Source organism: Actinomadura logoneensis (assembly GCF_003428695.1).
GTDB classification, from domain to species: domain Bacteria; phylum Actinomycetota; class Actinomycetes; order Streptosporangiales; family Streptosporangiaceae; genus Spirillospora; species Spirillospora logoneensis.
In genome coordinates this window covers 1-15,510 of sequence record NZ_QURH01000136.1, presented here as the reverse complement: position 1 = coordinate 15,510, position 15,510 = coordinate 1, and the positions used below count along the sequence as shown (strand labels likewise).

Below are 15,510 nucleotides of genomic sequence, written 5' to 3'. Positions count from 1 at the left end.
GGCCGGTCACCGCGCCGGGCGGCGCGCTCAGCCCCGCGCCGTCCACGGCCGTGACCCCGCCGAACCGCACCGTCACGCCCGCCGCCCGGAGCCCCTCGCCCGGGACCGCCGGGACGGGGGCCCGCCGCCGCTCGCCCATCCGCATCGCCATGTGAACTCCGTCACGTGATCCAGATCACGACGACCCTACGAGAGCGGCGCCGCCCGCTCCGGATCGACCCCGGGAACGCCGGATATCCGGAGGCGGAGGGATGTCCGGACTCGGTAAGGTCGTGGGTTTCGCCATCGACCACTCTCCGACCGGAGGTCTGTTCGCATGCCCGGAGGAACCATGCCCGGAAGAGCCGCGCACGGCGGCGCCACGACCACGGCGAGCCCCATCGGCGCGGACGCGGCGGGCGCCGACGTCCTGACCGCGGAACGCGCCCATCTCGCCGCCGCGCGCGAGGCGCTGCGCCGGATGCGCGAGCACGCCGCGAGCCTGTCGGCGGACATGGCCGCCGACTGGGTCTCGCGCATGTATCTGGAGTCCCTGCTCGACCAGCGGGTCGCCGCGCTGGCCGACCACCCCGACACCCCGCTGTTCTTCGGCCGGATGGACCGCGACGGCGGGCAGGACCGCGACAGCCCGGACGACGAGCCCGCCGGGAAGCGGACCGGGGAATCCGCCGAGCAGTCCGTCGAGGAGGACGAGCTCACCACGATGTACGTGGGACGGCGGCACGTCCACGACGACGGCGGCGACCGGCGCCCCCTCGTCCTGGACTGGCGCGCCCCGGTCTGCCGCGCGTTCTACCAGGCGGGCCCGGCCGACACGATGGGCTGGCGGACGCGCCGCCGGTTCGGGTTCCGCGGCGGCGAGCTGACGGCCTACGAGGACGAGCCGCTCGACGCGCCCGTCCACACCTCGGCACTGCTGACCGCCGAGATCGAGCGTCCGCGCACCGGCCCGATGCGCGACATCGTCGCCACCATCCAGCCCGAGCAGGACGTGATCGTCCGCGCCGACCTCGGCCGGACGGTGTGCGTGCAGGGCGCGCCCGGCACCGGCAAGACCGCCGTCGGCCTGCACCGCGCCGCCTACCTGCTGTTCACCCACCGCGAGCGGCTCGCCCGGTCCGGGGTCCTGATCGTCGGGCCGAACCGCGCGTTCCTCGCCTACATCTCGTCCGTCCTGCCCGCGCTCGGCGAGGTCCGGGTGGACCAGGCGACCGTGGACGACCTGCTCGGCGCGCCGACCGGGACCGAGCCGGCCGAGGCGTCGGCGGTCAAGGGCGACGCCCGGATGGCCGACGTCCTGCGCAAGGCCCTGTGGCGGCACATCCGCAAGCCCGAGGAGGGCCTGGTCTACACGAGCGGCGTCGCCAGGTTCCGGGTCCCCGACCACGAGGTGCGGGAGATCGCCGCGGGCCTGCGCGGGACGACCCGCTACGCCGCCGGACGCGACATGTTCGCGCAGCGGCTCGCACACCGGATCCTCGTCCTGATGGAGCAGCGCGGCGGGGCCCCCGACGACCGCGTCCAGGACCAGGTGGCCCGGTCGCGCCCGATGAAGCGGCTGCTCGACGCGGTCTGGCCGAAGGTCACCCCCGAGCTGGTGCTGCACGCCCTGCTCTCCGACGCCGACGCCCTCCGCGCCGCCGCGCGCGGCGTCCTCACCGACGAGGAGCAGGCCGCGATCCTGTGGGCGAGACCGCCGCGCTCGCACCGCTCCGCGAAGTGGACCGCCGCCGACCGCGCCCTGCTGGACGAGCTCGGCGACCTCATCGAACGCACCCGCTCGCTCGGGCACCTGGTCGTGGACGAGGCGCAGGACCTGTCCGCGATGCAGCTGCGCGCGCTCGGACGCCGCTGCGCCTCGGGGTCGGCGACCGTCCTCGGCGACATCGCGCAGGGCACGACGCCCTGGTCGGCGCGTTCGTGGGACGAGGTGCTGGGCCACCTCGGGCAGGACGGCGAGGTCACCGAGCTGGCCGTCGGGTTCCGCGTCCCGGGGACGGTCCTGGACTTCGCCGCCGACCTGCTGCCGCACATCGCCCCCGGCCTCGCCGCGCCGCGGTCGCTGCGTCCCGGGGCGGGCGCGCTGACCGTCCGGCCGAGCGGCGACCCGGTCGGGGACGCGGCGGCGACCGTCCGCGGCCTGCTGGAGCTGGAGGGGACGGTCGGGCTGATCGTCCCGGACGCCGCCGTCGGCGCGCACGCCGAGGCGCTCACCGCCGCCGGCGTCCCGCACGGCGTGCTCGACCGCGAGTCCACCGGCGACGGCGACCGGCTCCAGGTCGTCCCGGCGACGCTCGCCAAGGGCCTGGAGTTCGACCACGTCGTGGTCGCCGAGCCCGCCGCGATCGCCGCCGCCGAGGAACGCGGCCTCGCCCGGCTCTACGTGGTGCTGACCCGCGCGGTGACCACCCTGACCGTCCTGCACGCCGAGCCCCTGCCGGCGGCTCTGAGAGCCCCCGCAGCCCCCTGACGGACGCCATCGCCCCGCTGAACACCGGTCAGCGGGGCGATCCATCACGCATGAGCGGCCCATCCCGAAGGACCGGCGCGGACGCGAGCGCGTCAGCGCCGGGACCGCGGCGGTTGGGCGTTCACCTCTTGTCGATCAGCGTGTAGCCGCCCTTGAGGATCCGAGCGTCGGCCGCCGGGGCCATGCACTTGCGGAGCTGGCCGTCCCCGGGGCCGGGGCCGCCGCTCAGGCCGATCCGGCCGGGTCCGCCGTGCTTGCCCGCCACGTAGAAGCTGATGCCCATGCGGTCGTGGTTTCTGAGCATCCCCTCCCACGGCCCGCCGGGGGCCACCTTGGTGAGCGTGCCGGTGACGGTCGCGGTGGGACCGCCGGTGGTCAGGCAGTCGACGGCCAGGACGCCCCAGTTGGTGAACCAGGACCCGTCGGGCATCTTGGCCCGGTGGTAGATCCGGAAGGTCCCCCACGACCGGGTCGGGGTGGACGAGCCGTGGGCGTCGAACGTCGCGTGCGCGTCCACCGTCACCTGGATGTCGTTGTCGGGCACCGGGAAGTCCATCCGGGCCCATCCCTTCAGGTGCGACGTCTGGACGCCGGACGCGGCAGGTGCGGGGGCGGTGGGGGAGGGGGCGTCGGCCGCGGCCCAGGAGTTGGTGGAGAGGGTGGCGGTCAGGGCCGCGGCGACTCCGGCGGCGCCCAGCGCGCCCAGGACGGACGACCGGCGGTTCCAACTGATCATGTGTGCGCTCCGATCGAGCGGAAGGTGGCTTTCTCGACCGCCCCAGCTTCTCGGCCGGCGCTCCCGGCGCGGTTCCCCCGCCAGAATGATCAAGCTCCCTCTCGCGGGTGAACCTCGGCGTCGGGTGCGGAACGGCGCGAGGGGCGCGAGGGCCTGATGGTGCCCGCGGGTCGTTGACGGGCTTGCGGGTCGTTGACGGGCCCGCGGGTCGTTGACGGGCTCGCGGGACGCTCCCTAGGGTGACGCGTACCGACCGGTTGGTATGCCCCCCTGGGGAGGTTCGCCTGTGAGCACAGCACCGCCCGGCGCGGACGAGCTGGAACGGCGGATCGCCGCCTTCCTCGCCGCGCACGATCCCGCGCGAACCGAGCGGACGGCGTTCCTGCGCGCCCGCTTCGACGCGGGACTCGCCTGGGTCCACTTCCCGGAGGGACTCGGCGGGCTCGGCGCGCCGGTCGCCCTCCAGCACGGCGTGGACGAGGCGTTCCGGCGGGCGGGCGCCCCGACCAACCGTCCCGAGGCCAACGCCATCGGGCTCGGCATGGCCGCGCCGACGATCCTGGCGTTCGGCACCGAGGAGCAGAAGCGCCGCTTCCTGCGCCCGCTGTGGACCGGCGAGGAGATCTGGTGCCAGCTGTTCTCCGAGCCCGGCGCGGGCTCGGACCTGGCCGCGCTCGGCACCCGCGCCGTCCGGGACGGCGACTCCTGGACGGTCGACGGCCAGAAGGTCTGGACGTCCATGGCGCACGAGGCCCGCTGGGGCATCCTGGTCGCCCGCACCGACCCGGACGTGCCCAAGCACCGCGGCATGACGTACTTCGTGTGCGACATGCGCGCGCCCGGCGTCGAGGTCCGCCCGCTGCGGCAGCTCACCGGCGAGGCCGAGTTCAACGAGGTGTTCCTCACCGGGGTCGTCGTCCCCGACGAGCACCGCCTCGGCGAGGTGGGGGAGGGCTGGCGGGTCGCGACCACCACGCTGATGAACGAGCGCGTCGCGATCGGCGGCCGTGCCGCGCCGCGCGAGGGCGGCATGATCGGCGTGGTCGCCGGGCTCTGGCGCGACCGGCCCGAGCTGCGCACCCCCGACACCCACGACGAGCTGCTGCGGCTCTGGGTGGACGCCGAGGCGGCCCGGCTCACCGGCGAGCGGCTGCGGCAGGCGCTCGCGGCGGGGAGCCCCGGCCCGGAGGGCTCGGCCGCCAAGCTCTCCTTCGCCCGCCTCAACCAGGAGATCTCCGGCCTGGAGCTGGAGCTCCTCGGGTCCGAGGGGCTGCGCCACGACGACTGGACGATGCGCCGCCCGACCGAGGTCGACTTCACCCGCCGCTCGCCCGGCTACCGCTACCTGCGCGCCAAGGGCAACTCCATCGAGGGCGGCACCTCGGAGATCCTGCGCAACATCATCGCCGAGCGCGTGCTGGGCCTGCCCGGGGAGATCCGGGTGGACAAGGACGTCCCCTGGAAGGACCTGCCGAAGTGACCGACCTGCTGTACGGCGAGATCGAGGACGACCTGCGCGCCGGGCTGCGCGGAATGCTCGCCGACCACTGCGGCTGGCAGGACGTCCTGGCGGGCACCGAGGCGGACGAGCCGTCCGACGCCGCGCTGTGGAGCGCGCTCGCCGGGTTCGGCGCGCCGGGCCTGGCCGTCCCCGAGGACCGGGACGGCGGCGGGGCCACCTGGCGCGAGACCGCCGTCGTCATGGAGGAACTCGGCCGCGTCGTCGCGCCCGTCCCGTTCCTGACCTGCTCGGTCATGGCCACGGCCGCGCTGCTCGCGGCGGACGACGAACTGCTGCCCGCGCTGGCGTCCGGGGAGCGGACGGCCGTGCTCGCCGTCCCGTTCGGCACCGCGCCGGACGCGCCGCTCCCGGACGTCCGCGCGTCCGGCGGACGGCTCACCGGGGAGGTCCGCGACGTCGCCGACGCCCTCGCGGCCGACGTCCTGCTCGTCCCGGCGCAGGACGCGCTCTACGCGGTGGAGGCCGGCCACGCCGCCCGCGCGCCGGTCACCTCGCTGGACATGACCCGGCGGCTCGGCGACCTCGCCTTCACCGCGGCGCCCGGACGCGTCGTCGCGACCGGCGAGGCGACCGTCCGCGCGGCGCTCACCGCGGGCGCGGCCCTGCTCGCCTCCGAGCAGCTCGGCCTCGCCGAGCGCTGCCTGGAGACCACCGTCGCGTACGTCAAGGAGCGCTACCAGTTCGGCCGTCCGGTCGGCTCCTACCAGGCGCTCAAGCACCGCCTCGCCGACCTGTGGACCTCGGTGACCCAGGCCCGGGCCGTCGCCCGGCACGCGGCGGCGTGCCTCGCGGACGGCGACGCCGACCTCCCGGTCGCCGCCGCGCTCGCGCAGGCGCACTGCTCGCAGGTCGCCGTCCGCGCCGCCGAGGAGTGCGTCCAGATGCACGGCGGGATCGGCTTCACGTGGGAGCATCCGGCGCACCTCTACCTCAAGCGGGCCAAGGCGGACGCGCTCGCGCTCGGCACGCCGGGCCGCCACCGCGCGACCCTGGCCCGCCTCCTGGACCTCCCACCCGCCTGATCCCCCTACCGGCCTGGGTCCTTCCGCCCGCCGGTCAGACGGCGGCGAAGGCGTCCAGCTCGGCGCGGGTCGGCGGGTCCGCGCCGGGCCGGGTGCAGGTCAGCGACGCCGCCCGGACGGCCCGGTCGAGCACCGCCGCCGGGACGCGCGCCAGCGCCTCCCTCCGCTCGGCGCCGAGGAGTCCCGCGTCGTGCAGCCCGGCGAGGAACGCGGCCGAGAACGCGTCGCCCGCGCCCACGGTGTCCACGACCCGCACCGGCGGAGCGGGACTGCGGACCTCCTCCTCGGCCAGCAGCGTCGCGCCGTCCATCCCGTGGGTGACGACGACCAGCGCGGGGCCGAGGGCGCGCCACCCCCGCGCCACGGCGATCGGGTCGGCGCCGGGGTGGAGCCAGGCGATGTCCTCCTCGCTGGCCTTCACCACGTCGCTCAGCGCGACCTGCCGAGCGACGCGCTCGGCCTCGCGCCGCCGGTCGCCCATCAGCCCCGGGCGGACGTTCGGGTCGAACGACACCGTCGCGAACGGGCGCGCCGCCGCCATCACGGCCTCCACCCGCGCGGGTCCGCCGCCGAGCGCCGCGGCCAGCGACCCGGTGTGCAGGGCGACCGTGCCGTCCGGCAGCGGCGCCTCGGCGGGCTCCCAGGACAGCGCGAAGTCGTAGGACGCGGCGCCCGCCTCGTCCAGGGTGACGACGGCCGTGCCGGTGAACGGGGCCGGCTGCGCGACGACCGAGACGTCCGACTCGGCCAGGTGCCGGACGACCAGCCGCCCGAACGCGTCCTCGCCGAGGCCGGTGACCAGCGACGACGGGACGCCGAGCCGCCCGAGCCCCACCGCCACGTTCGCGGGGCTGCCGCCGGGGACGGCCCGGAAGAGGCGCTCGCCCCCGGCCGGGGCCAGGTCCACGAGCGCCTCGCCGAGGACGGTGACGCGGCTCAACAGGTCGTCCTGTACAGGATCTTCTGGATCTCCGGGCGCGCCAGGTTCTCCTTGGTGACGACCGTCGCGTCCGTGGGGATGGACGGCGTCACCGTCCGCCCGCGCACGGCCGCGACGGCCTGCTGGACGCCCCTGGCCCCGATCTCGCCGGGCAGCTGCGCGACCAGGGCCTGCACGACCCCGTCCTGGAGCTGCCTCACCTGCGCCGGCCCGGCGTCGAACCCCACCATCTTCACCTTCCCCAACCTGCCCGCCTGCTGCAGCGCCGATCCGGCCCCGGTGGCCGAGTTCAGGTTCGTGGCGAACACCCCGGCGAGATCGGGGTCCCTGGCCAGCGCCGCGTTCACGATCCTCCCGGCCTCGGACACGTCGTTGTGCGAGTACCGCACCCCGACGTACGCCACCTTCGGATGCCGCGCCCTGATCTCCTGCTCGAATCCCTTGATGCGCGCGTCCACCGTACTCACTCCGGGATCGGTGGAGATCACCAGGACCTTGCCCCGGTCGCCGATCCGGGCCGCGAGCGCGGACGCCGCGGTGGCGCCGCCCTTCACGTTGTCGGTGCTGATCCGCGACACGCCGATGCCGGGGTCGTCCACGACCGTGTCGACCAGCACCGTCTTGATCCCCGCGGCCTTGGCCTGCGTCAGCGGCGCGATGAGCGCCTTGGTGTCGGTGGGGGCGACGAGCATCGCGTCGGGACGGCTCGCGACCACCGAGTTCACGATCGGGGTCTGCAGCGTCGGGTCGAACTTCTGCGGACCCTGCACCTTCAGTTCCACGCCCATCGCCGCGGCCTGCCGCCTGGCGCCGCACGCCATCGTCTCGTAGAACTCCTCGCCCGCCATGCCCTGGACGAGCGTGATCCTGGTCTTCCCGCCGGACCCGGACCCCTTGTCCGAGCACGCCGCGGCCGGTGCCGCGACCAGCGCCGCCGCCGTCAGCACGCCGATCAACCTGCGCATGGTTCACCTTCCTGCACGCCGATCAACCTGCGCATGGTTCACCTTCCTGTCGGGTGGGGGAGGGACGGTCAGCGGTCGCCCGCCCGGCGGCGCCACTGGTCCAGGTACACGGCGACGATGAGCACCGCGCCGACGACGACCTGCTGCCAGAACGGCCGGACCCCGAGGATCTGGAACCCGTTCTGCAGCACGGCCGGGATGAACACGCCGATGACCGTCCCGAGGACGCTGCCCGTCCCGCCGAACAGGCTCGTCCCGCCGATCACCACCGCCGCGATCGCCTGCAGGTTGTCGGTCGAGTGCGCCGACACCCCGGTGATCCCGTACTTGGCCAGCGAGAGGTACCCGGCGAGGCCCGCCAGCAGCCCGGCCAGGCCGTACACCCTCACCAGCTGCCGCTCGACGCGCACGCCCGCCCGCCGCGCCGCCTCGGTGTTCGACCCGATCGCGTAGGTGTGCCGCCCGAACCGGCACTGCGCGAGCAGCACGGCGAGAGCGACGGTCACCGCCGCGGAGATCCACACGATGTCCGGGACGCCGAGGTCCCGGTCCAGCCCGAGCCCGAGGTTCAGCCGTCCGGACGCCCGCAGGTCCACGCCGCCGGTGAGGAGCAGCGCGCCGCCGAGCGACATCCCGAGCGTCCCGAGGGTGACGATCAGCGCCGGGATCCGCCCGTACGCCACGACGGCCCCGTTCAGCACGCCCCACGCCAGCCCGGTCGCGACCGCCACCACCGGCCCCAGCCACAGCGCCGTCCCGGACTCCGCGCCGACCGCGCCCATCGCCTTGGCCGCGGTCACGCCCGAGAACACCAGCACCCCGCCCACCGACAGGTCGATCCCGGACGTGATGATCACGAAGGTCATGCCGACCGCGAGCAGCAGCAGGATCGCCGCGTCGCTCACCAGGTTGAGCAGGTTGAAGCCCGTCGCGAAGCTGTGCGGGCGTAGCATCGCGAACGCGGCGAGCATCGCGGCCAGCACCAGCGCGATCCACACCACCTGGCTGCCCGCCACCCGCTCCAGCACGGCCCGGCCCCGGACGCCGCCGGCCCGTCCGGCCGCCGGCCCGCCGACCTCCACGCTCATCGGCCCTCCCCGCCCGCGTCGTCCGCGGCCTCGCCCCGCACGCCTTCCGCGCCCCGGCCCGCCGCACCGTCCGACACGTCGGACGGCGAGTCGGACACGGCGTCGGACGTGGCGCCGGTCATCGCGGCGACCAGTTCCTCCATGGAGACCCGCGCGGTGGCGAAACGGGCCACCCGCGCGCCGAGGCGGAGCACCTCGATCCGGTCCGAGACCGCCTTGACGTCCTGCATGTTGTGGCTGATCAGCACCACCGCGACCCCGCTGTCCCGGACGCGCCGGACCAGGTCGAGCACGCGGCCGGTCTGCACGACGCCGAGCGCCGCGGTCGGCTCGTCCATGAACACCACGCGCCGCGCCCAGGCCACCGCGCGCGCCACCGCGACGCCCTGCCGCTGCCCGCCCGACAGCGTCGAGACCGGCACCGTGTCCGACCTCAGCCGCACGCCGAGCCGTTCGCACTCGGCGCGGGCGCGCTCGCGCATCGCGCGGTGGTCGAGGAACCCGAGCCGCCCGAGCGGACCGCCGCGCAGCACCTCCCGCCCGAGGAAGAAGTTCGCGGCCGGGGTGAGCTGCGGGCAGAGCGCGAGGTCCTGGTGGACGGTCTCGATCCCGGCCTCGCGGGCCCGCTCCACCCGGTCGAACGCGACGGGCGCGCCGTCCAGCAGGATCGTCCCGGCGTCCGGCCGCTCCACCCCGGAGAGGATCTTGGTGAGGGTGGACTTGCCCGCGCCGTTGTCGCCGATCAGCGCGACCACCTCGCCCGCGTGGACCGCGAAGTCCGCGCCGCGCAGCGCCTCCACGTGCCCGTACGCCTTCACGATCCCGCGCGCCTCCAGCAGTGGCGTCTCCGCCCCGCCGCGCTCCCCGCTCATCGCCCGTCCTCCTCGGGAGCGGGCGGCAGACAGCGCAGCACGTCCAGCTCCGCGCCGCGCAGGGCGGTGCCGCCCGCGCCGTACGGCACCAGGACGGTCTGCCCGCGCCGCACCGGCAGGCTCCCGCCCTCGAACCGCAGCTCGCCCTCGCCGCGCAGCACGACCAGCACCGCGAACCCCGCCGGGAACACCGCGCCGTCCCCGGCCAGCTCCGCGCGGAAGAACGGGTCGGCCGCCTCCGCCAGGACGCGGCGCGCGCCCCCGTCCGTGACCGGCATCTGCTCTCGCGTGCGCACGAGCCCGGCCACCTCGTCCAGCGTCCACGCGGTCGAGTCGACGCACCGCAGCGCGAGGTCCCAGCCGAGGCCGAGGTGCCCGGACCGGTCGCCGTCCGGCGCGAAGCCCTTCCACTCCAGCATGACGCTGAAGTCGGTCGGCTCCTGGAGCTCGACGACGAAGACGCCCGCGTCGATGGAGTGCGGCACGCCGGCCGGGATCAGCACCGCGTCGCCGGCCCGGACCCGCATCCGGTGCGTGGCCGCGAGCATCGCGGCGGTGTCCTGCTCGGCCGCCCACGCGCGGACGCGCTCGGCCGGGACCTCGCGGCGGAACCCGAGCCGCACCCAGCCGCCGTCGGGGTCGGCGGTCTCCAGCACCAGCCACGCCTCGGTCTTGCCGAACGCGCTGCCCAGGTGCTCCCGGGCGAACGCGCGGCTCGGATGGCAGTGCACCGGCAGCCGCTGCCCGGCGTCCAGCAGCTTCACCAGCAGGGCCGGGGAGTCGCCCCAGCGGCGGACGTGGGCGGGGCCGAGCCAGCCGAGCGGGTCGGCGGCGAGCGCGGCGGGCAGCGGGCGGCCGTCGGGGAGCACCGTCACCCCGGCGGACGCGTCGTCGATCCGCCCGGTCGCCGACCCGACCCAGTCCTCGGGACGCCGGTCGTCGGGGGAGCGCCCGCCGCGGAACCGGGCGATCGCCGAACCGCCCCGGTAGAAGTGGCGCGGCTGGTTGGCGGGCAGGATGAGGGGTCGCACGCGTCGCTCCACCTCTCGGTCGGGGCCGTCGCCGCCAACATCGGCCGGAATGACATCGTTGTCAACAGCCGATCGGGCGCCGTGACCCCGCCGTGACCCTCCGGCCCGCGAACCTCACGCCCCCGCCCGCACCGCCACGACGCACCGCCACGACGCACCGCCACGCCCAACCGACACCACCGCACCGCGAGGGCCGCGCGCACGGCCCGCACCCGCCGGTGCGATCGGCGCAGGCGGACATCCCGCCGGACCCGGCGGGGATAACGTTGGACCGTGACGAACCAGGACAAGCCCCGGCGGCCCACCATCTCCGACGTGGCCGCCGCCGCCGGGGTCAGCGTCAAGACCGTGTCCCGGGTCATCAACAACGCCCCCTCGGTGCGCCCCGAGGTCACCGAGCGGGTGCTCGCGGCGATCAGCGGCCTCGGGTTCCGCCGCAACCACATCGCCAGCTCGCTGCGGTCCGGCGCGCGCACCGCCACGATCGGCCTGCTCATCGAGGACCTGGCCAACCCGTTCTACTCCGCGCTCGCCGCCGCCGTCGGGCGCTGCGCGCGCGAGCGCGGCACCCACCTGATCACCGCCAGCTCCGAGGAGAGCCCGGAGCTGGAACGCCAGCTGTTCCTGGAGCTGTGCCAGCGCCGGGTGGACGGCCTGGTCATCGTCCCGGCGGGCGGCGACCACTCGTACATGCGCCCCGAGCTGGAGATGAACACGCAGGTGGTGTTCGTCGACCGGCCGCCGGCGGGCATCCTGGCCGACAGCGTGCTGATCGACAACGCGGGCGGGACGCGCGCCGGTGTCGAGGCGCTGCTCGACCGCGGCCACCGCCGGATCGGCGTGCTCAGCGACTCGACCACGATCTACACCGCCCGCGAGCGCCTCGCCGGTGTGCGGGCCGCGCTCACCGCCGCGGGCGTCCCCTACGACGACGCCCTGGTCAGGACGGACGTCGCCCACCCCGACCAGGCCGCCGCCGAGGCTGCGGCGATGCTGCGCGGCGGCGACCCGCCGACGGCGTTCTTCTGCGGCAACAACCGGATCACCGTCGGCGTGCTGGCCGAACTCGGCCGCCTGGGCGCGGACGCCGACCTGCTCGGCTTCGACGACTTCGAGCTCGCCGACCTCATGCCGCGCCCGTTCACCGTCATCGCCTACGACATCGGCGAGCTCGGCCGGACGGCCGCCGCCCGGCTGTTCGACCGCATCGGCGGCGACCGCTCCTGGCCCGCCGAGACCGTCCTGCCCACCCGCCTCGTCCAGCGCGGCCCCCGCCCGGGCTGACACCCTCCGGATCCCCGCGAGCGGTCGTCCGCGGGTACCGGGACGCCCCAAGAATCGGACAACGTTGTCATCGGGGTTGGTCGAGGCCAGTGCGTGTTTTCGGCCCTGTTGTTGCTCTTACTGCTTGATTGGGGCCTTGACGCGCCTGGGGGCGAGGCCCACGATCTAGGGCGTCCTGACAACGTTGTCTCGAAGGAGCGCGTATGCACGGGCCGCGTCCCCACCGATGGCGTCCGGGCGGACGGCGTCTCGCCCTCCCCGCCGCCCTGCTCCTGGTCCCCCTGTTCCCCGTGGCCGCCGCGCCGACCGCCCGGGCCGCGCCGGACCCGACGTCCTACGTCAACACCTTCGTCGGCACCGAGGACGGCGGCCCCGACTTCGGGCACGGCGGCGGCGCCGGGGAGAACTTCCCCGGCGCGGTCGCGCCGTTCGGCATGATGCAGTGGAGCCCCGACACGGTGCGCAACGCCGGCGGCGGCTACAAGTACGAGGACGACCGCCTGCGCGGCTTCTCCATGACCCACATCTCCGGTCCCGGCTGCACCGGCGCGCAGGACTTCCCCGTCATCCCGCTGTCGGGGACGGTCGGACGCTCACCCGCCACCCACGGCGACGACTACGTCCGGACCTTCAAGCACGCGAACGAGCAAGCGAGCCCGGGCTACTACGCGGTGACCGACGACACCGGCGTCAAGACCGAGCTGACCGCCTCCACACGCGGCGGCGTCGGCAGGTTCACCTTCCCGTCCGGCAGGCCCGGCACGCTGCTGCTGAACGTCACCGGGTCCATCCACGGCGTGGACGACGCCGAGGCCACGGTCAACGGCAACACCGTCGAGGGCTGGGCCAAGACCGGCGGCTTCTGCGGCGCGTCCAGCCGCTACTACGTGTACTTCCACGCGACCTTCGACAGGCCCGTCAAGGCGTTCGGCACCTGGAAGGACGACTCGGTCGAACCCGGCGACGCCGTCGCGCGCGGCGCGTCGCCCGACCGGGTCCCGCAGGACGCGAAGCCGTCCGGACGGCTGAACAACACGCCCACGGGCAAGCCCGTCCGCAACCAGCGGGCCTTCACCGGCGGCGTCAACGTCAAGGGCCCCGGATCCGGCGTCTACCTGCAGTTCGACCCCGGCAAGCCGGTCCAGATGCGGGCCGGGCTGTCCTACGTCAGCGTCGCCGGGGCGCGCGCCAACCTCCGGGCCGAGATCGGCGGACGCGGTTTCGACCAGGTCCGCGCGTCCGCCGCGTCCGCCTGGCGGAGCAGGCTCGGCCAGGTGAGCGTCACCGGCGGCCCCGAGGACCGGCTGCGCACGTTCTACACCGCGCTCTACCACGCGCTGCTCCAGCCGTACGTGTTCGACGACGTGGACGGCACCTACACCGGCTTCGACTACCGCACGCACAAGGTGCGCCCCGGCCACCACCAGTACGCCACGTTCTCCGGCTGGGACATCTACCGCAGCGAGGCGCAGCTGATCTCGTTCCTCACCCCCGACGTCGGGTCCGACATCGCCCAGTCGATGTACGACGACGCCCACCAGATCGGGAACGTGTGGGACCGCTGGTCGCACCAGAACACCGTCACCGGCGTCATGGTCGGCGACCCCTACCACTCGATCGTCGCGTCCGCCTACGCGTTCGGCGCGCGCGACTTCGACGCCAAGGGCGCCCTGGCGGCCATGGTGGACGGCGCGAACCGGGTCGGCGCGAAGTCCGGGTACACCGAGCGTCCCGGAAACGCCCAGTACCTGGCGCGCGGGTACGTGCCGGGCGACACCTCCACCACGCTGGAGTACGGCCTCGCCGACTTCGGCATCGCGCAGCTCGCCGGACGCCTCGGCGACACGGCCACCGCCGACACGTTCATGGGCCGCGCGCAGAACTGGCAGAACGTCTTCAACCCCGCCAAGGGCTGGATCCAGCCGCGCCTGGCCGACGGATCGTTCCTCACCCCGTTCGACCCGGCCGACTCCAGCCACTACGTGGAGGGCAACGGCGCCCAGTACAGCTGGATGGCCTACCAGAACGTCGGCGGGCTGTTCGACCTCATCGGCGGCCCGGACGCGGCGGCCAAGCGCCTCGACACCTTCTTCACCGAGCTCAACGCCGGGCCGCACAAGCCGTACGCCTACCTCGGCAACGAGCCCTCCCTCCAGACGCCGTGGCTGTACGCCTGGAGCGCCACGCCCTACAAGACGCAGGACGTGGTGAACCGCGCCCGCAACGAGCTGTACAAGCCGACTCCGGGCGGCCTGGTCGGCAACGACGACCTCGGCACGATGTCCGCCTGGTACGTGTGGGCGTCCATCGGCATGTACCCGGTGATCCCCGGACGCGCCGAACTCGTCGTCAACGGCCCCGCGTTCGACCGGGTGGAGATCACCCGGTCGTCCGGGCAGCGCTTCACCGTGAACGCGCCGGGGGCGTCCACCAGCCCCTACATCCAGAAGCTCAGGGTCAACGGGGCGGACTCGTCCCGGCTGTGGCTTCCCGAGGCGTTCGCCACCGGCGGCGGACGGCTCGACTACACCATGGGCACGCAGCCGAACACCGCGCTCGGCACCGGCGACGGCGACCGGCCGCCCTCCTACGGCCAGGGCGCGCACGCGTTCATCTCGGCCGCCGACCCGGGCATCGCCGCGGTCGAACCGGGCGGCACCGTGACCACGACCCTGCGGGTGCAGGCGCTCGGCAAGGGCGGCGACGTGTCGTGGACGGCCCGGCCCCCGGCGGGCGTGACCGCCACCCCGTCCTCCGGAAGCCTCACCGTCCCCGACCACGGGCAGGCCGAGCAGCGGGTCACCCTGTCCGTCGCCGCCGACGCCCCGACCGACATCCTGTCCGTGCCGTTCGACGTCTCCGGCGCGGGACGGTCGGCCGTGTCGCTGAACGTCGCGCACCGGGGCACGATCGAGTGGTACCAGAACAACGCGGGCATCTCGTCCGACGGGACGGCCGGGGCCGCGGACTTCGACGGCGGCGGCTGGTCCTACTCGGCGCAGGCCCTGGCCGCGGCCGGCGCCAAGCCCGGAGCCGCGCTGACCTGGAACGGCTTCACCTTCACCTGGCCGTCCCGCAGGCCGGGCCAGTTCGACAACGTCCAGGCCGCGGGACAGACGATCGACCTGCCGCAACCCCCGCAGGGCACCCGGCTGGCGTTCCTCGGCGCGGGCGGCAACGGCGACTCCCCGTCCAGCGTCACCATCACCTACACCGACGGCACCACGCAGAAGTCCGGGCTCTCGTTCTCCGACTGGGCGCTCGGCGCCGACGCCTACCCGCCCCGCTACGGCAACCAGACCGTCCTCAAGACCCCGTACCGCAACTCCGCCGACGGCGGCACCCAGAAGATCAACGTCTACGTCTTCGCCGCGGCGCCGATCACCCTGGCGGCGGGCAAGCAGGTCAGGAGCCTCACCCTCAACGCCCCCGCGAGCGGCGGCACCCTGCACGTCTTCGCCTGGTCGTTCGCCTGATCCGCCGTCCGCTCCGCGCCCCTCGTGCGGCGTGGCCGGGCCCCGGGACCGTGCGGTCCCGGGGCCCGCGCGCCGAGGCCGGAGGGGCGGTCAGACCGGCCGCC

At 74.8% G+C, this 15,510-nt stretch carries 11 protein-coding genes; 5 read left to right on the top strand and 6 right to left on the bottom strand.

Translation table 11 applies throughout. From position 1 onward, the window contains the following. The first annotated feature begins 331 nt into the window (after window positions 1-331). Complete coding sequence (locus tag DZF91_RS07220; protein ID WP_117356705.1) at window positions 332-2,470, top strand: HelD family protein; 2,139 nt, start codon at window positions 332-334, stop codon at window positions 2,468-2,470. Window positions 2,471-2,591: 121 nt separating this feature from the next. Here the strand turns inward: DZF91_RS07220 and DZF91_RS39520 are convergent, their stop codons facing one another. Beyond that, the gene (locus tag DZF91_RS39520; protein WP_158587869.1) at window positions 2,592-3,206 is read right to left on the bottom strand and encodes a hypothetical protein; all 615 of its coding nucleotides are present in this window, start codon (window positions 3,204-3,206) and stop codon (window positions 2,592-2,594) included. A gap of 286 nt (window positions 3,207-3,492) precedes the next feature. Between DZF91_RS39520 and DZF91_RS07215 the strand changes: the two genes are divergently transcribed. Together DZF91_RS07215 and DZF91_RS07210 are read left to right on the top strand one after the other, a co-directional pair. Further along, window positions 3,493-4,686, top strand: a complete 1,194-nt coding sequence (locus DZF91_RS07215) for an acyl-CoA dehydrogenase family protein (protein ID WP_117356704.1) — start codon at window positions 3,493-3,495, stop codon at window positions 4,684-4,686. Next, complete coding sequence (locus DZF91_RS07210) at window positions 4,683-5,750, top strand: acyl-CoA dehydrogenase family protein (protein ID WP_117356703.1); 1,068 nt, start codon at window positions 4,683-4,685, stop codon at window positions 5,748-5,750. Before DZF91_RS07215 ends, DZF91_RS07210 begins: the two co-directional genes overlap by 4 nt. A gap of 34 nt (window positions 5,751-5,784) precedes the next feature. On the opposite strand, the gene DZF91_RS07205 is transcribed toward DZF91_RS07210, so the two are convergent. The 5 genes from DZF91_RS07205 to DZF91_RS07185 all read right to left on the bottom strand — a co-directional run bounded on the left by DZF91_RS07205 (window position 5,785) and on the right by DZF91_RS07185 (window position 10,646). Further along, window positions 5,785-6,690 carry a carbohydrate kinase family protein gene (locus DZF91_RS07205; protein WP_199486467.1) on the bottom strand — a complete coding sequence of 302 codons (906 nt, stop codon included), beginning with the start codon at window positions 6,688-6,690 and terminating at the stop codon, window positions 5,785-5,787. Then, entirely contained in the window at window positions 6,687-7,655 is a 969-nt protein-coding gene (locus DZF91_RS07200) for an ABC transporter substrate-binding protein (protein ID WP_117356702.1), read from the bottom strand. The genes DZF91_RS07205 and DZF91_RS07200 overlap by 4 nt, the downstream gene beginning before the upstream one ends. 68 nt (window positions 7,656-7,723) lie before the next feature. Beyond that, on the bottom strand, window positions 7,724-8,743 hold the full coding sequence (locus tag DZF91_RS07195; protein ID WP_117356701.1) for an ABC transporter permease: 1,020 nt from the start codon (window positions 8,741-8,743) through the stop codon (window positions 7,724-7,726). Beyond that, window positions 8,740-9,615 carry an ATP-binding cassette domain-containing protein gene (locus tag DZF91_RS07190; protein ID WP_117356700.1) on the bottom strand — a complete coding sequence of 292 codons (876 nt, stop codon included), beginning with the start codon at window positions 9,613-9,615 and terminating at the stop codon, window positions 8,740-8,742. The genes DZF91_RS07195 and DZF91_RS07190 overlap by 4 nt, the downstream gene beginning before the upstream one ends. Further along, window positions 9,612-10,646, bottom strand: coding sequence for a class I mannose-6-phosphate isomerase (locus DZF91_RS07185; protein ID WP_117356699.1), 1,035 nt, complete (start codon window positions 10,644-10,646; stop codon window positions 9,612-9,614). The genes DZF91_RS07190 and DZF91_RS07185 overlap by 4 nt, the downstream gene beginning before the upstream one ends. Before the next feature lie 273 nt (window positions 10,647-10,919). Between DZF91_RS07185 and DZF91_RS07180 the strand changes: the two genes are divergently transcribed. Further along, a complete protein-coding gene (locus DZF91_RS07180) occupies window positions 10,920-11,930 on the top strand; it encodes a LacI family DNA-binding transcriptional regulator (protein WP_235834139.1) in 1,011 nt (336 codons plus the stop codon). 203 nt (window positions 11,931-12,133) lie between these two features. Then, a complete protein-coding gene (locus tag DZF91_RS07175; protein WP_117356698.1) occupies window positions 12,134-15,406 on the top strand; it encodes a GH92 family glycosyl hydrolase in 3,273 nt (1,090 codons plus the stop codon). The last annotated feature ends 104 nt before the right edge of the window (window positions 15,407-15,510 follow it).